The sequence below is a fragment of the Sebaldella termitidis ATCC 33386 genome, assembly GCF_000024405.1.
Taxonomy (GTDB): domain Bacteria; phylum Fusobacteriota; class Fusobacteriia; order Fusobacteriales; family Leptotrichiaceae; genus Sebaldella; species Sebaldella termitidis.
Genome location: NC_013517.1, coordinates 1,296,547 through 1,313,848, shown reverse-complemented (window position 1 = coordinate 1,313,848; position 17,302 = coordinate 1,296,547). Strand labels below are relative to the sequence as shown.

Below are 17,302 nucleotides of genomic sequence, written 5' to 3'. Positions count from 1 at the left end.
TTCATACCTCCGTTAATTTATATTCTTCTTATTATTTTAACAATACCTTTGTTGTAGCAAGATATATAATATCCCCTGTTTCCACTTTTACCGGCATATTGGATTTCAGCTTTATTTTTCTTCCGTCCCTTTTACGCTCAAGACCGCTTCCGTTTCTTGAACCAAGATCTTCATAATACCAGCTGTCATTTACCAGATTCAATACCCCGTGTGCACGGCTCACGAGATTCGCATATACTGATTCACCCAAATCAACATCTACTTTATTTCTGGGTGTTTTTTTCCCCAGAAGCATTGATGTGGCTCTTCCTATTCTCCATACCTTCCTGTCATAACCGTCTTCATCTTTAAGTATTATTGATTCCAGTCTGTTTTTCTTTACCTGCTCTATCTCCTGTACCCTGTCCAGAAAAACATTATGCTCTTTTTCTCTCTCGACCTTCATATCCTTGATCTCTGTTTCTATTTCTGTTTTTTCTATAAATCTTTCTACAAGAAGCATGTATAAAGTTATTCCTGTAAATATAAATATTGCCGCATACAGGCTTTTTGTAGAATATGCATTCATATGCATATATATAAATGTTATTACCACAATTATAAGTATTATAATATTTCTAAGTGAAAAAAACTTTGCAGGCCTTCCTCCCCTTGCCTCTGTCTGTCTTTTCTCGAATTTCTTTATACCTTTTTCCACATTCATTTTTTGCTGCTCTGTATTACTGTTCTTTTCTGTCTTCTGCTGAGTCATAAGCTGACCTGCTTTACGGACAGTTCCGTATCCTATCCTTGATCTTCTAAGAAAAGGTATTCTCGGAAATCTAAAAATTCGTCTTAACATTTCACTGCTCCTTCTTCATAAATTGTTTTCCTGCTTTCTATAAATCAGTATGATAAAATATCAAATCATCCTCTTAAAATGAAATTTCCCTCCCGCATGGAACACGCTCCACAAGAGAGGGAAAGAATAACCGCTGTGAATCTTATGGAAAACATTAATATTCTTTTCCTCTGAGTTTATACTCCAAAACATGAATATATTTTTTTCTCTGTTACAGTAAATTTCTTTATTATTTTTTTGGTTTAAAAAAATTTTCAAACGCACTGTTCATATTTTCTTTCATTTTCTTATTTGTATCTTTGTCTTTGGTATTCATTTTGTCTTCACTGAAATAATCTGAAAACATATCTTTGAAATCATTTGGATTAAAGCTAAAATCTCCGGTATAACCTTCGGAAGATGATTTTTTTCTGCTTCCTGTTCTTTTATTAACCAGTTTTTCGTCATAATTCTTTCTTTTCTCGGCATCACCAAGAATTTCATAAGCTTCGGATACCTGCTTAAATCTTTCTTCGGCCTCTTTATTATCCGGATTCCTGTCCGGATGATATTTCATGGCAAGTTTTCTGTATTTTGATTTTATTTCGTCAAAGTCCGCATCCTGCTTTACTCCTAATATCTCATAATATGTCATCTGTACATCTCCTTTAAGTGTAATGACTTATTTATCTTACCGGCATTTACTGCCGAATTCTTATCCTGCTCTTGATTAATCCCGGCTTTAAAATTCCTAGTCCACCACAATCTTTTCCGGTCTGTATATCTTTTTCACTCCTATAGATCTTCTCGGTCCCATTTTTATAAGAATGTCATTCAGCTCTTCATAAAGCTCCCTGTTTGTGTATTCTCTTGTTTCCACCCTTTTTTTTCTGTTTATATATGATGATATAATCTCTCTTTCCACAGGATTATTTATGCAGGCCGCAGCAAAAATAAAATCCTCCGGGTTGAGGTTCTCCCGTTCCAAAGCTTCCAGCCCCCAGAATTTAGTGACTCTCGGATCCAGTGTCCCGGATTTATGTCTTGAGGAATATTTCCTGTCTACTATTTGTATTGTATTATATTCGCGTACAAGATCTTCAAACTGTTCGTAATTTTCTCTCAGTTCCGCACCCTCCCTCAGAATAAATCTCAAAAGCTCAAGTTCATCCTCATGAATACTTTTTCCTGCTTCTGTTATTATCTCTCCGCTTCTTTTATAATATTTTTTTTCTTCTGAACAGCAATTTAGTTTATATTTCACTACATAGTGATCTTCCTGTTCGGGAAATGGTATTTCGGTTATTTCTTTTTCCCAGAATATTTTCCCGTTATGTTTCAAAATCCCGGGCTCCATAATCAAAAGCTTTCTTTCGGAATCAATGGTAAAGTTAAACCCGTTCACTATTCCGTCAGAAAAATCCATATACAGAAGATTATATATTTCCATAGGATTGTCACGCAGAAGATCCAGCATTTCCTTTTCCAGAATTTCATTTTTTTTAAATAACGGATATTTATTTTCCAACACAGCTCCCTCTCCTTTTTTAAAAATTTTCTATTCAAAAATTCAAGCCGGTTCGATGCTGAAATGAGCAGTCATATTCTGTTTTAAACCGTGCTTAAATACTTAAATAGAAAAGGGTACCACAGCAGTGCAGTGGCCACCCTTTTTCAAAAAGGCTACGCTTCGTGTGCCTGATATCCACCTTCTATTGCTACTTCTTTTACTTTTTCTTTCTTTTGTTTAATTTTTAAAAGGAATGTTCCAGTTCCTTCCTGATTTCCAAATGTTTCTACATAATCTACCACAAATGCATTCGGCATTTCAAACTTTCTAACCATCTGTCCTGCAGAAATTACTTCTAAGGTAGCATGTCTGTATGCATCTGCCACTTCCGCAGGTAATAAAGACCATTGCGCTGTTTTTCTCGAATCATCTTCATTATCTCCGCTGGCTGCTGCAAGTATTCTTCCGCTGATTTCAAGGGTAATCCCTAAATCTGTTGCTCTTGCGTTAGAGTCTTCCGGTGTTTCCGATAAGTACTTTACATCCAAAATACTTTCTTTTTCTAATAAAATTTCGTCAGTCTGCCCTTTTACTGTTAATCTGAATCCCATTTTTTCCTCCTCCTAAATTTTTATTATCTATTCTAATCAAATGATTAAAATCTCTGTTTTTACTGTAAAACCCATAATTAATACCCCGATTCAAACTGATCTTTCTGTCAGGATTTTACAGTTGTTTTTATTTTGATAGTTAATCAGGGTATTTATTACTTAACATTGTTTGGTATTTTAATCATTAGTGCTGCAAGCACCTGTCAATGTTAAATCTTTGGTAATCATTCCTGTTCCCACATAATGAGAACTAGTTTTTATTTATATCAACCTGAAGGTTTTTTACATTTCCCGAGAATGTAATATTAAGCTGGCATACATTATTTTCCTTATCTATTATATGCGATATGTCATCTCCAAGCTGTATTATTGAGTTTACAAAGTTCAGCTCTTTATTCCATATAGATTTCTGGCTTTCAGGATCATTGCTGAAAAAATAATTGATCTTATCCTCTTTAAAATCCATTGTTGCTGCTCTAAGCACTCTTTCTATATATGTTGTTGCCTGTGTTTTATACATCGGCTCGTAAATTCCGTCAGAATTTTTACTCATTGTTCTTGCTTTGTATACAGTCACATTTTTTATTTTCTCTTTTTTGAGATGTGCGCTGTCTGATGAAAAAATAAATCCGTAATTAAAACTGTTTATTCTGTCTTTAATTGTATTTGTAAATCCTGAAATTTCTTTTGACATTGTAGTTTTAACCTTGTACGCATTATCCTCAGCCTCTATATCAAATCTTACTCCCGGATAAACATTTGATACTTTTCTGAATCTTTCTTTCAGATAGCTCGGACACTGCAAAGCAGCTATTATTCCTGCTGCTACATATGACGCATCTATATAAACCCCTTCTATCCAGAACTTCAGCAGATCCTCCTTCTCCTTTGAAAGCTGTACCCCGTTTTCCTCCTCATATTTCATTTTATAATCCAGTATAACTCCTGATTTATCCTTAGGTATTATTGTAAAATTCGGAAGTGCCGGAATTACGTATTCTGAATATTTGTTTCCTTCAAGAATCTGCGTTCTTTCCACATATTTATCTATTCCCATTGTGGCAAGATTATCAAATGATGTTTCATAAGTTCCTTCAAAATTAAAGAAAACCTGAATTTTGTAGTCTGCCAGCAGAGTCATTAAATTTGTCAGCGTTTCCATGGTATTTTTTCCGTCTTTTTCTTCTGCTTTTGTACCTTTGAATCTTTCTCTTACTTTCTTTTCAGTTTTCTTAATATCCAGATCCACATTAGGGAATATCCCAAACCATATTGAATTATCAAAATCATTTTTAGAATTTACTGTATTTAAATATGCCTTGAATCTTTCTCTGTTTCCGGCTTTAGCCAGCATTTCCGGTTTAATATTAGAAATAAGAAGAGTCGGCTGCATATTTTTTACCTTTACGCTGTATTGGTCAAAAAACATTTTTACTCCCAGAATTTTCTCAATTAATGGTTTTGCTACTTTTATGAAATCTTCCTGGGCAGATTTGTAGAACTGGAGATAATTATTATAATTTTCTACTTCTCTTTCCTCATCTATTTCCACTACGCCTTTTTCAAGAGGAACAAATGTTCTTACCACAAGATCGCTTATATACTTATTAGGCTCTTCCGTAATTTCGTCATAATCATCTCTGAATGCCTGGGCAAGCTCTTTTGACACTTTTTCATCTCTTACTATGAGCTCTTTTTTATTGCTCTGTTTATATTCAATAACTTCAAGCTCGCCCTTATCACCTACATGAAGCATTCCTATTCTTATTTTTTCCGATTTTGTCTTTTCATCCTCATGTGTAAACAAAAGTCTTGTTTTTATATCTTCTATCGCAAGGGGAAGCATCCCTAAAATGTTGTTATAATTCGATGATGCTTCTTCGAATTTCTGATTCAGCTTATCACCGTATTCGAGTCTTTTTGGATTTTCTTCATCCAGCTCTTCATGCTTTGAGTATAAATATGTTATTTCCTTTCTTATTTGCTTTATATCTTCGATTACTTTCTTCGGAGAAATTAATTCCAAGATATTCTCAAATTTGAAATCTACATTTTTATTGCCTTGTGAATTACGTGTTTCAATTAATGTATTCAGCATTTTAAAGAAAGTGTTTCCGTTATCTATTTTTATTTCTGTTATTAGCTCTTCCGGAATACCCTCGGGTTTTTTCAGTGTATATTTTACCTTTTGATTAGCAGCGTTAAAATAACTGTATACTTTAGGCTCAAATTTTGTCAAAAATTCATTGAAACTTTTTACTAATAAATGCTCATTTACTTCCAAAACTCTTTCATCATCCAGACTGTCCATTTCTCTGGCATCGCCTATCAGGGTCAGCAAATCCAGTTTTTCAGGATTTATCTCTTCAAACAGCATTGTTCTGTTAGTTTGATAAATAAAATTTTTAATCATTTTCCCTCCTCATAATAATATCAATATTTTTAAATGTAACAAGCTTAATTAATTAATAAACTTAAATACTATTTTTAATTTCAATCGTTTTATCTTAATATATTTTCTACTAATAGTCAATTAAAAAATCTTTTTTTTTCATTGTTTTTTAGAACAATTATTTTAAAAAATATAAAAACTTTTTCTTTAATTTACTAAAAATATAATATTTTAAAGGCATTTATTATGTGTATTGTTTTTTAAAAATAAAATCAATTTTTGTTTTTTTATTTTCCATAAGTTTAAAATCGACTGTCATTTTCAGAAAAAATTATAAAAAGTAAATATTGATTAATAATATTTTATAATATCAATGTGTAGTTAATGTGAACAAAAAAAATTTCGAGAAATAAAATGAATTATTATTCTGTATTTTGATTTATATATCAAAAAAATATATTTATTATTTATAGTTTAATACTTTAAAACATATTTATTTTACACAAAATTTTTACTTCTATATATAAAGCAAAACGTTAAAAATGAATAACCTCAAAAAAGAAAAATCCATATGGAAGTAAATTGAAAAAATTTGTAAAAAAGTTGTTCACTTGTTTTTATACCGTATAAGGGTACAATCATATCGGTGAGAAAAATGAAAATCAATAATCGATTATTAAAAATTCTGAATTTTCTGGAAAAGAAACCGGAAACCAATATAAAGGAAATTTCCGCTTATTTGGATATTTCAGAAAGAAGCGTACGTTATGAAATAGAAAATCTAAATTTTTTACTCGGTCTGAATAATCTTCCACCGGTAAAAAAAGGATCCAAGGGAAGTATTCTATTCGACAGGGAAGTAAAAAATGAAAATCTGACTGTTTTTTTGGATAACATTGATACATGTTCCAAAGAAGAACGTATCAGATACATAAAACTGATTTTTCTGTCTGAAGAAACAGTTAATATAAGTTCTCTTGCACGAAGCCTTGATGTGAGCAGAACTACAGTTAGAGCTGATATCAAAGAAATTACTGCCGAATTTTCATCTGACAATGTTATTGTCATAGATAATAAACTCTATCTGAGCGAAAAAAATATAAGAAATCTTATTCTGAAGTATTTTCATGAAGATCTTATACAGTTTTACTACTATAATAAGGAAACAATGGATAAGAATATGCTTTTGGATTATTTTTATCCTTATATATCAGATTTAAATATCACATATTTGAAACAATTTATAGATGATATTCTGATAAAACTAAAAAATAATGCTAATAATTTTCACGAATATACTTTTACCTATCTTATACTATTATATATAAGGGTAAAAAATAATAAAAAGATTCAAAAGGTCGAAAACGAAAGCTTTCTTTATAATACAGGCGAATATCATATTATCGCAGAAGAGCTGGAAAAACTGGAAACAAAAATCAAAATCAAATTTTCAAAAGAAGAAAGACTCCTGCTTTGTGATTATATCCTCGGCTTTTTATCCTATTCCTATAATACATCTATTTTTGAATACTGGATAAAAACAGAAGTTATTATAAAAAATCTTATTAATAAAGTAAACACACATACACAAATTAATATTTCCGGTGACGAGGAGCTGCTCAGCAGTCTTCTGAGCCATATAAAACCGACTATTTACAGATTGAAAAATAATCTCGCCGTCGAAGACGATATCTATATTGAAGCTGTTGAAGCTTATCCGGAGTTATTCAATATTATTAAAAATGCTCTTTTTGAATTGGAAGAGCTTATCGGCAAAAAAATACCCGACTCCGAAATTGCTTTATTCACACTTCATTTTCTGGCTTCGCTTGAAAGGAATAAAGAAAACAAAAGAAAAAAAGTTATTCTCATATGCGGCGGAGGATACGGTACTTCTATGCTTGTAGCCGGTCAGATTAAACAAAATTATAATCTTGAAATTATTGATACTATTTCTTATATGCAGTTTCTGGATTACGATATTTCGAACATCGATCTGGTAATAACCACGCTGAAATTAAGGAAGGATGCTAAAAGACATATAGAAATTCCGCTTATAAAAATCTCACCTTTTTTTACTTATAATGATCAAAAAAAACTAAGCAGATTTCTTATGAAAAAAAAATTCAGCGATGAAAAATTACAGACCATACTTAAAATAATAGAAAAAAACAGTATTGTAAAAAACAGGAATACACTTATTTCAGAGTTATCAGAAGCTCTGACTGAAAAAAGCCGAGATAAGGAAACTAAAGAAGTAAAAGACCTGCTTTACTTTATCTCAAAAGAAAAAAGTACACTGGTCAAGGATAAGATAAGCTGGGAGAAAGCCTTGGAAATCTGCGGGAATATGCTGGTAAAAACCCGGGACGTAAGTGAAAAATACATTGATGAAATTCATAATCTTACAGAAAATTTTGGTTCTCACTTTGTTTTGGAAAATGGAATTGCTATTCCTCACGGGGAAGTGGGGAAAAATGTTTTTAATTCCTCTATAAGTATACTGCTTTCCAAAAAACCGGTAATTTTCCCCGAGGGAAAAAAAGCATTCCTGATTTTTTTTATCAGTGCCAAAACCACTAAAGATCATTTGAAGAGTGTGGAAGATATAATGGAGCTTTCCCGCAATAAGGAATTTCTGGACGAAATATCTTTAGTAAAAAATTCTGATTTAATTATAAAAACTATAGCAAAATATCTAAAATAACATATCTGGAAAGGAAGATAAACATGGACACAGAAAAAATCAGCTTTCATATTATCTCATATGCAGGAGACAGCTTTTCGAAAATGAGGGAGGCCCTTTCAGAAGCTAAACTTGGTAATTTTCAAAAAGCGGATGAACTGATGAGCTCTGCTAAAAAAACATTAACAGAAGCACATAATGTACATACAGAAGTTATAACTCTTGAAGCTCAGGGTGAAAAAAGCGAATATTCAGTACTTCTCGCACATGCACAGGATACGCTTATGAATGCAATTCTTGCAGAAACAATATTTGAAGAATTTATAGAATTATATAAAAATAAATAAAAGAGGTGTTTATAATGAACTTAGACAGACTTTACGTACTTTTGGTATGTAATCTTGGTGCATCTACAGGTGTTATGGTTACCAAAATGAAAGAAATTGCTGCTGAAAGCCAAAAATTAAAAGATGTTGATATAAAAATAGAGGCACATCCTGCCGGTGATATTCTGGAATATATAGATGACTTTGACGTGGTAATGCTTGGTCCGCAGATAAAGCACCGTTTCAAGGATCTTGAAATACTGTGTAAAGAAAAAAACAAGCCGGTTACTGTTATTGATACCAAGGATTACGGTTCGGTAAATGGAGGCAATATTTTAAAAACTGCTATTATTCTGAAACTGGAAGCACTGAAGGGAGAATAAAATGAATAAAAAACAAGGGATTATGGATAAATTAATAGTTTTTCTGGAAAAATATCTTGAGCCTGTAGCTGCCAAAATCGAAAATCAAAGACATATATCCACTATAAAAAACGGAATGATTGCTCTTATGGCTGTTCTCATGGTAGGATCATTTTCACTGATTATAATGGCTATAGGCGGAATGTTTCCGGACGGCTCTGCCGTAAAAATGTTTTTTGAAAGATACAATACTCTGATAAGCCTTCCGTTCAGGTTTACATTCGGGCTTCTTTCAGTTTACTGCGCTGTCAGCATATCATATAATCATGCAAGACAGCTGAAAATTCCATTTTTACATGCTATTATCGGAGGACTTCTTACTACTCTTGTATTAAATATAAAACTTGTAGGTGATGAAGTAAATATAGAATATCTTGATTCAAGAGGGCTGTTTATTGCTATTTTTGCATCTTTGATTACAGTGGAAACTATGGCATTTTTTATGAAAAATAAAATAACAATCAGAATAAAAGGACTGCCCGACGGAATTGCCCAGACTTTTGAAGCAATTATTCCTCTGGTTACTGTTTTATTCGGCGCTGTTCTTGTAGATGCACTGGTTATACATTTTACAGGGGGAAGCAATCTGCCCGAAGCTTTTACGACTTTCCTTGCACCGTCTATTAACAGTATTGATACTCCTTATGCTATATTCCTGATTTCATTTCTGGAAATGATATTCTGGTTTATCGGATTGAATGGTTATGCCATTTTAATAGGATTTGTTCTTCCTTTTATGACACAGTATCTTGGGGAAAATGCTGCGGCATATGCAGCCGGACTGCCTATCCCCCATGTTTTCGCTCCTAATTTCTGGGATTATTTTCTTGGTTTTTCCGGTTCGGGAATTACCGGTGCCTTAGTTATTCTAGCTCTGTTCAGTAAATCAAAGGAACTGAAAGCAATAGGAAAGGCCTCAGTGGTACCTGCCATATTTACAATATCAGAGCCTGTAGTATTCGGGCTTCCTGTAGTTTATAACCCTTATTTGTTTATACCGTTTGTATTTGGTACACCGTGTATCGGAGTTTTTGCATATTATGTATTTAAGCTGGGAATAGTTCGTCCCCCTATTGCCAATGTAGGAGGAACGCCTATACCGCTGGCACAGTATCTGGCTACTATGGACTGGAAAGCGGTTGTGCTGGGATTTGTAATTTTGGGACTGGCAGTCTGCATGTATTATCCTTTTTTCAAAATGTATGAAAGAAAAATTCTTCAGGAAGAAAGTGTAGTCAGTGACAGACAGGCAGCATTTGATGCTTTGGATTTAGATTTTTAAAAAAATATCAGGAGGAAAAATGAATATTATTATTAATAAAGACTATGAAGCTATGTCAGAAAAAGCGGCAGATTTTATTGCCGAATATATTGCAAAAAAGCCGGATACACTCCTTTGTATTGCCGGCGGAGAAACTCCCATGGGAATTTTCAGATATCTTGTAAAATATGCCAATGAGGGAAAAATTGATTTTAGCAGCTGCAAATTTGTGAGCCTTGATGAATGGGTAGGGCTTGGCAGAGAAACAAGAGGAAGCTGCAAGGAAACTCTTTATAATAACTTTTTTGATCTTATTCCTGTAAAAGAAGAACAAATATGTTTTTTTGACGGTCTTGCAGATAATATGGAAAATGAATGCAGAAAAGTGGATAAATTTATCTCGGATCACGGAAATCTTGATTTGATTGTTTTAGGAATCGGTATGAACGGGCACATCGGATTTAATGAGCCTAATGTTCCTCTTGACACAGAATGCCACATTGTCGGTCTTGATCCTGTTACCAAGGAAGTTTCCGTAAAATATTTTGATACGGCTCTTGATGTAAAACAGGGAATTTCACTCGGAATGAAAACTATCACCAGAGCAGATACAATACTTCTGATCGCAGATGATTTTAGAAAAGCAGATATTGTCGTAAAAACAATTGAAGGGGAAAAAACATCTGAAGTTCCTTCCAGTCTTTTTCAGGATTTTCCAAAACTGTGGTTCTTTCTTGACGAAGCAGCCGCATCAAAACTTACAAAATAGAACCGGAGGTAATTTATAATGAACTATATAAATGTAAAAGGATATAAAGACGGAAAAGAAATACAGATAAAATGCTCGCAGCTTGTACTTGGTGCATCCGATTTTCTGAGAATTGACAATATGGATTTTGCAGCACCCGTACTGGATAAATTTATAGAACTGGGCGGTAATACCTTTGATACTGCAAGACAATACCGCCATAGCGAAAAGGCTCTCGCAGAATGGATAGAAATGAGAAATATCAGAGATGATATTGTCATCCTTACCAAAGGCTGTCATCCCACAAGAGAAGAGCCTAAAAAAGCAAGGGTAACTCCGCAGGCAATAACAGAAGATTTGCTTGTCAGTCTTGAAACATTAAAAACCGATCATGTTGAACTCTATGCTCTGCACAGAGATGATGAAAGCGTTCCTGTAGGTCCGATTATGGAAATTTTAAACGAGCATATACACTCAGGAAAAATTTATGCCATCGGAGCTTCAAACTGGGAGCTGCCGAGAATTATAGAGGCAAATAAGTATGCAGAAGAACATGGATTGATCGGCTTTACATTTAACAGTCCTAATTTAAGCCTTGCAAAATGCAGAAAGCCGCGTTGGGAAGGATGTGTGTCAGCAGATTCCGCCATGATTTCATGGCATGAAAAAACAAAGCTTCCTTTATTTTCATGGTCTGCACAGGCAGGAGGCTTTTTCTCGGGAAGATTTACACGTGAAAACAAGGATGATCAGGAAATGGTCGATGTTTTCTATAATGATGATAACTGGGAAAGATATGACAGAGCAGTGAAAATGGCGGAAAATAAAGGACTTACACCTATTCAGACAGCTCTTGCCTATGTTTTAAACCAAAAGTTTCCTACAACTGCTGTTATCGGACCGGAAAACATAACTGAGCTTATTTCATCATATAACGGATCAAAACTTTCACTTACGGCAAAAGAAGTTGACTGGCTTGATCTAAAATAATAAAAGGAGTGTATTTACATGAAACATAAATTCGCTGTACAATTATACAGTCTCAGAAAAGAACTTACCAAGGATTTTCCCGGAGTATTAAAAGAGCTGAAAAAACAGGGCTGGGAAACTGTTCAGATAGACGGGCTCCGTGGCTATACTGCCGAGGAGGTTGCCGCTGCTTTAAAAGAAACAGGACTAAAAGCTGTCAGCATGCATGCTAACCTTGACCGTCTAAATAATGACCTTGATAATCTTATATATGAATGCCTGTTATTCGGCACTAAAGATATATTCTGCAGTTCCGAGCTTACTAATGAGGAAGAAGTTATCTATGCACGCAATACTTTGCTGAATACTGCCAAAAAGCTGAACCCGCTTGGTTTTAGAATAGGGCATCATAATCATGATTACGAATTCAGAGGTTCCATAAACGGTGAAATGATCATGGATTATATTGTAAAACCTGAAGGAAATCTGTTTTTATATCCTGAAATAGATACTTACTGGGCTAAAGTCGGTGGTGCCGATCCTTTTGAATATATGAAAAAGTTTTCCGGAAGAATTCCCATGATCCACTTTAAGGATATGAAAAGCGATTTATCACTTTCTTATCCGGAATCTCTTGCAGAAATAGGTACAGGATGTATAGATTTTCTGCCGTTTCTAAAATGGGGAGAAAAAAACGGAATCGAATCTTACATAGTTGAGCAGGATGTTTCAGCCTTGTCAGGCGGGATGCTTGAAAGTATGGCTGTAAGTCTGGAAAATCTTATAAAACTTTCTGAACAGCTTTAAAAATTATTTTTGAATAATTCATATTTACCAAAAAATGCCGCATTTTTCCATTGCGGCATTTTTGTCATCAGTATTCATATGTAATTGATTATGAAAGAAATGCTGTACTGACATTACTGCATTAAAGCCTCTTCCGATCCTGGCTTCACATCATTTTCCAGCAGCTCTTTTATTGTCTTTTCAATATCTTTTTTTATTTTTTCCAGATTTTTCTGCTTTTCTCCCCTGTATGAAACACTTACAGAAAACAGATTTATAAATTTTTCAAGACAGTTCAGATATATCTCTTTATTTTCCTCACGATTTCTTAGAATATCGTAAGTAAACCTCAAGCCGTCATATGGTCCCGGATTATGCCATACCTCTGTTTTTTTTATAAGCGGTATAATCCAGAGAATATTATCATCGCCAAAATCAATATTTTCATTCGGTATCGTAAAGAAATCATCAGACTGTTCTATTCCCAGATCACACAGCTTCAAAAAATTTTCATTTTTTATGGGAAATTTAGAATCCTCTATGCCTGTCATAGCCAGAAGATCGCCAAATACAGGCTTTTCTCCTATAAAACTAATATCTGCTATTATCAGACATCTGTCAATAATACTTTCATCAAGCTCTTTCATAATGTTACCTCCCGTTATAGTTATATTTTATGTCTGAATGCAAGATTCCAGCCTAAGAAAAGATTTATATCACATATTGCATCCTCTATTCTCCACTTAAAATTTTCCATTCTCCTCAACTCTTTTAAAATTACAGGCTTTACGAGATGTTTTGATAATTTCCCTTTTGTTCTTGCTATATACGCTAATCCTAAAATAGCATTTGCTCTTATTCTCTCATCTTCATGCTCAGCCAACTGTAGACATACATCCTGTGCAAACTTCCAGTCATAGTGGTTCATTCCTATTTCAAGGGGCAGTTTCAATATCTCCTCATAGCTTCCCATTTTGAGAATCCTTTTTATCTCATCATCTGAATGTACTGTCAAGGGACTGTATATAAGCCCTTTCTCCATATTTACTCACTCCATTACAGAAAATTCCTTATCACGTTTTGCAATAAGGAATTCCATTTTTATTTTAATATATAATCTGACTTATATGGTCCTTCCATCAGATTAAAAGTTACTTCTTTGGGATTATCTAAAAGAGATTTATAACTAAAAAATATACTTCCCTTTACATTTGAAAAATCTCTGTTAAAATAAACCTGATTTATGAGCTCATTTGAATTTTTCCACTCTTTTACTTTATAAGCAGCCTGACCTATATATAAATCAGTTTTTGATCCTGCCACGGCATCACTCCACCATCTTACCAGAGTATTGTATTCTGCCAGATTAAAGCCCTGATTCCAGTATATCTGAGGTGCTACGTAATCTATCCAGCCTTTGTCTATCCATAACAAAATATCTGCATATAAGTCATCATAATTCTGAACTCCGGCTTTCGTATCAGAGCCTCTTACAGGATCAGTACTTTTATTTCTCCAAACACCAAAAGGGCTTATTCCAAATTGTACATTAGGCTTCGTCTTTTTTATTTCAGCCGACAGCTTCTCTACAAGTCTGTTTACGTTATCTCTTCTCCATGCACTTTTACTGTTATATTCACTGCCGTATTGTCTGTAAGTATATTCATCCGGATACTCCTGATTTTTAACCTTGTAAGGATAAAAATAATCATCCATATGCACAGCATCTATGTCATAATTTTTTACTACCTCCATAATACTGTCCACTACATAATCATCTACCGCCGGAATCCCAGGATCCAGATATAGCTTTCCACCGTATTCTACTATCCATTCCGGTTTTTTGAAAACAATATTATCCCTTGACAGTCTGCTTCTGTCAGTGTTCATTGATAATCTGTAAGGATTAAACCATGCATGGAATTCTATTCCACGTTTATGTGCTTCCTCTACCATAAATTTCAGCGGGTCATATCCGGGATTTACTCCCTGTTTTCCTGTAAGATATTCTGACCACGGACCGTATTTTGACGGATAAAAAGCATCTCCTGTAGGTTTTACCTGGACTACAACTGCATTCATGTTCCATCTTTTCACATTATCTAATATATTCAGATATTCTCTTTTCTGCTGTTCTTCGCTAAGTCCTTTTTTTGAGGGCCAGTCTATATTTGCCACACTTGCTACCCACACTGCCCTGAATTCTTTTCTTTGTTTTGCAGCAGTTCCTGCTTTTTTAGTATTCCCTGCGGGTTTTACAGAAGCTGAAAAACCTGTGCAAAATATAAACAAACTGATTAACAGTATTATTTTTGATTTCATTATTCCTCCATTTTGTTATATTATTAAAAATGTAAAAAGTTATAAAACAGATCTTTCTGTATTATAACTTTTTAATTTTACCTTATCAGTCTTAGAAACAGCTTAGCCTACACGTCTAAAAAAGTCTAGAACCTTATAATCAGTCCAGTAATAGTCCTTATTAAATTTTGCAAAACCAACATGTCCCCCATATTTTGGATAAAGCACATTCAAATTTTCATTTATTTTTTTCAAATGTTTCGGATAACATTTACTTGATAATATAGGATCATCTTTGGCATTTATTATTAATGCCGGCACCTTTATATCCGGTAAAAAATTTATTGCACTTTCTTTTTTGTAATAATCCTCAGCATCCTTAAAGCCGCCTAATTTAGCGGTGTATCTGTTATCCATTTCGTTGAAGTCAGTCATTTTATCTATACCGTCAATATTGATTTTATCCGGCATCATCTTATGTTTTTCTTTTATTTTTTTTCTAAAGCTCAAAATAAATTTCATTCTGTATACATAATTTCTTCTTTTATTCAAAGTAAAAGAAGAATCATACAGATCCATAGGACAGGAAATAGCTACACCGGCCTTTAGCTTTTTATCTTTCCCGGCATCTACTCCCATATATTTTAGTACCAGATTAGCACCCAGACTGTAGCCTACGAGATATATCTCATCATACTCAGGCTCTATATGGTTTATTATTTCTTTCAGATCATCTGTTGCCCCTGCATGGTAAAATCTGGGAAGCCTGTTTAATTCCCCGCTGCATGATCTGTAATTTACAGCCGTGATATCAAAACCGTTCTTGCTTAAAAAGCTTGCAGCAGCCCTTATATAATTACTGTTAGAAGAACCTTCAAGTCCATGACATAAAACAGCTGCTTTCCTATTACCGTTCTTTATTCTGTCTATATCCAGAAAATCTCCGTCTTTCAGCTCTAATCTTTCTCTCTCATAGTTTACTTTTACGTTTCTGAAAAAAGTCGGGTATACTGTATTTACATCACCCAATTTAAATAAAAATCCAGGTTTATATGTTTTCATTTTATCCCTCCTGATATTATGCTTATCAATGTTGCTGTAAAATATTAAATTGTTTCAAAATCCACATATAACGGCAGATGATCCGAAAGCCTCACATCTGTCAGAACTTTAAAATCATTAATTTTTATTCCTTCGGAATATATAATAAAATCCAATACTTTTTTTGGTTTCCAGCTTGGATATGTGGGAATATTTTTTATATTAGCATTTTTCAGGTTCAATGCTCTCAGAAATAATTCTATTTCCTCCTCGCCCCAGAATAAATTAAAATCACCGGCTATAATAAACGGCTTTGTACATGAATCTATTACCTCATACAGCTCTACAATTTGTTTCAGCCGTGTTTTTGCACCCAGTGCAAGGTGTATCAGAAATATCGAAAAATCCTTCGTTTCAAGCTCTATCACCAGTTTTTTCATTCCGTTATTAAAATAATGGAATTTCTGCCCCTCTACCTGAAGACCTGATAAAAAAGCATTTCCCTGTCTTCTTAAAACAGGAACTTTCATAAGACTGGAATTCTGTGAATACTTATGCTCATAAATTCCATAATGCCCAAGCTGCTTTCCCAAAAAAGTAGCCTGATTTTTCCTTCTTGTTCTGTATGAGCCAAGATCTACTTCTACAAGCCCTACCACATCAGGTTTATATTTTTTCAAAAAATCCCCTATTTTATCAGTTTGCTCCACTGATTTTCCCAAATACCCCCTTATATGCTTCAAAGGCTGGTGTAAGTATTTTCCTGTTCCATATCGGATATTATATAAAATAAACTTCATATTCTCATCACCATTCTGCGTTTATATTATTATATTACTCCTTTTAAAAAAAATTTACAAGAATCAAATTCAAAATTATCCGGTTTTAGAGATTTCTAAGTATTTCTGTTTCCAGTAAATACCTAAATTTTCTTATGCTTTTATAAATAAAAAAATGAGGCAGATATAATTATATTTTCCAGAGTTTTTTGATATTTTTCCGAATATCTTTCACTGCTTTTTATAAATTATACCACCTCATTAAAAATTATATCTCACCGGAATTTTCCCGGCATTACTTTTCTGTCTGTTTACCAGTCTCTTTCTCCTATTGCTGTTTCTGTATCAATATCTATATTAAAATATTTCAATATATAATCTACAGTTACCCCTATGGAGTCTCTTGCGGCAGTTTCTATCTCACTGTCGTTCTCATAAAATTCCTCCTGCAGATCGTTAATTGCAATGGTCATAATATCGAATTTCTTCTGTATATCCTCTGTTGTATGCCCCTCTTCCTCAAGATACTCCACTACTTTTACTATCTCCTGCTTTACCTTGTCTACTAAAAATTTTGGAAAATAACTGTCATTATACATATCTTTTAGATAAATATAATTTTCATCAAATTTTTTCATTTTTTCTCCTGT

Annotated in this window: 18 protein-coding genes; 7 read left to right on the top strand and 11 right to left on the bottom strand. The window is 33.6% G+C overall.

The features are described 5' to 3' along the window. Window positions 1-31: 31 nt before the first annotated feature. The 5 genes from STERM_RS05975 to STERM_RS05955 all read right to left on the bottom strand — a co-directional run bounded on the left by STERM_RS05975 (window position 32) and on the right by STERM_RS05955 (window position 5,354). Window positions 32-841 carry an FHA domain-containing protein gene (locus tag STERM_RS05975; RefSeq protein ID WP_012860673.1) on the bottom strand — a complete coding sequence of 270 codons (810 nt, stop codon included), beginning with the start codon at window positions 839-841 and terminating at the stop codon, window positions 32-34. Between the two features lie 229 nt (window positions 842-1,070). Continuing rightward, window positions 1,071-1,475 (bottom strand): DnaJ domain-containing protein, encoded by a 405-nt coding sequence (locus STERM_RS05970; protein WP_012860672.1) that lies wholly within the window; start codon window positions 1,473-1,475, stop codon window positions 1,071-1,073. A gap of 96 nt (window positions 1,476-1,571) precedes the next feature. Continuing rightward, entirely contained in the window at window positions 1,572-2,351 is a 780-nt protein-coding gene (locus STERM_RS05965; RefSeq protein WP_012860671.1) for a hypothetical protein, read from the bottom strand. A gap of 152 nt (window positions 2,352-2,503) precedes the next feature. After that, window positions 2,504-2,941 carry a hypothetical protein gene (locus STERM_RS05960; protein ID WP_012860670.1) on the bottom strand — a complete coding sequence of 146 codons (438 nt, stop codon included), beginning with the start codon at window positions 2,939-2,941 and terminating at the stop codon, window positions 2,504-2,506. A gap of 250 nt (window positions 2,942-3,191) precedes the next feature. After that, a complete protein-coding gene (locus tag STERM_RS05955) occupies window positions 3,192-5,354 on the bottom strand; it encodes a hypothetical protein (RefSeq protein WP_012860669.1) in 2,163 nt (720 codons plus the stop codon). A 634-nt stretch (window positions 5,355-5,988) separates the two neighbouring features. On the opposite strand from STERM_RS05955, the gene STERM_RS05950 reads away from it, so the two are divergent. From STERM_RS05950 to STERM_RS05920, 7 genes are read left to right on the top strand one after another with little or no spacing between them, the layout of a single operon-like run. Next, window positions 5,989-8,040, top strand: a complete 2,052-nt coding sequence (locus STERM_RS05950; protein ID WP_012860668.1) for a BglG family transcription antiterminator — start codon at window positions 5,989-5,991, stop codon at window positions 8,038-8,040. A 23-nt stretch (window positions 8,041-8,063) separates the two neighbouring features. Beyond that, window positions 8,064-8,366 carry a PTS sugar transporter subunit IIA gene (locus STERM_RS05945; protein ID WP_012860667.1) on the top strand — a complete coding sequence of 101 codons (303 nt, stop codon included), beginning with the start codon at window positions 8,064-8,066 and terminating at the stop codon, window positions 8,364-8,366. Window positions 8,367-8,380: 14 nt separating this feature from the next. Next, complete coding sequence (locus tag STERM_RS05940; RefSeq protein WP_012860666.1) at window positions 8,381-8,728, top strand: PTS sugar transporter subunit IIB; 348 nt, start codon at window positions 8,381-8,383, stop codon at window positions 8,726-8,728. A gap of 1 nt (window position 8,729) precedes the next feature. Beyond that, on the top strand, window positions 8,730-10,049 hold the full coding sequence (locus STERM_RS05935; protein ID WP_012860665.1) for a PTS sugar transporter subunit IIC: 1,320 nt from the start codon (window positions 8,730-8,732) through the stop codon (window positions 10,047-10,049). Window positions 10,050-10,068: 19 nt separating this feature from the next. Further along, a complete protein-coding gene (locus STERM_RS05930; protein WP_012860664.1) occupies window positions 10,069-10,797 on the top strand; it encodes a glucosamine-6-phosphate deaminase in 729 nt (242 codons plus the stop codon). 18 nt (window positions 10,798-10,815) lie between these two features. Beyond that, complete coding sequence (locus STERM_RS05925; RefSeq protein ID WP_012860663.1) at window positions 10,816-11,766, top strand: aldo/keto reductase; 951 nt, start codon at window positions 10,816-10,818, stop codon at window positions 11,764-11,766. Between the two features lie 18 nt (window positions 11,767-11,784). Beyond that, window positions 11,785-12,552 carry a sugar phosphate isomerase/epimerase family protein gene (locus tag STERM_RS05920; protein WP_012860662.1) on the top strand — a complete coding sequence of 256 codons (768 nt, stop codon included), beginning with the start codon at window positions 11,785-11,787 and terminating at the stop codon, window positions 12,550-12,552. Window positions 12,553-12,665: 113 nt separating this feature from the next. Here STERM_RS05920 and STERM_RS05915 read toward each other — a convergent pair whose 3' ends face one another. From STERM_RS05915 to STERM_RS05890, 6 genes are all read right to left on the bottom strand, one after another. Then, the gene (locus STERM_RS05915) at window positions 12,666-13,178 is read right to left on the bottom strand and encodes a hypothetical protein (RefSeq protein WP_012860661.1); all 513 of its coding nucleotides are present in this window, start codon (window positions 13,176-13,178) and stop codon (window positions 12,666-12,668) included. A gap of 20 nt (window positions 13,179-13,198) precedes the next feature. Further along, the gene (locus tag STERM_RS05910) at window positions 13,199-13,573 is read right to left on the bottom strand and encodes a hypothetical protein (protein WP_012860660.1); all 375 of its coding nucleotides are present in this window, start codon (window positions 13,571-13,573) and stop codon (window positions 13,199-13,201) included. A 59-nt stretch (window positions 13,574-13,632) separates the two neighbouring features. Next, on the bottom strand, window positions 13,633-14,853 hold the full coding sequence (locus STERM_RS05905; RefSeq protein ID WP_012860659.1) for a glycoside hydrolase family 10-like protein: 1,221 nt from the start codon (window positions 14,851-14,853) through the stop codon (window positions 13,633-13,635). Between the two features lie 102 nt (window positions 14,854-14,955). After that, window positions 14,956-15,894: a YheT family hydrolase gene (locus STERM_RS05900; protein WP_012860658.1), complete on the bottom strand. Its 939-nt coding sequence runs from the start codon at window positions 15,892-15,894 to the stop codon at window positions 14,956-14,958. A 44-nt stretch (window positions 15,895-15,938) separates the two neighbouring features. Continuing rightward, on the bottom strand, window positions 15,939-16,673 hold the full coding sequence (locus tag STERM_RS05895) for an endonuclease/exonuclease/phosphatase family protein (protein ID WP_012860657.1): 735 nt from the start codon (window positions 16,671-16,673) through the stop codon (window positions 15,939-15,941). Between the two features lie 290 nt (window positions 16,674-16,963). Continuing rightward, entirely contained in the window at window positions 16,964-17,290 is a 327-nt protein-coding gene (locus STERM_RS05890; RefSeq protein WP_012860656.1) for a DUF5713 family protein, read from the bottom strand. Between the last annotated feature and the right edge of the window lie 12 nt (window positions 17,291-17,302).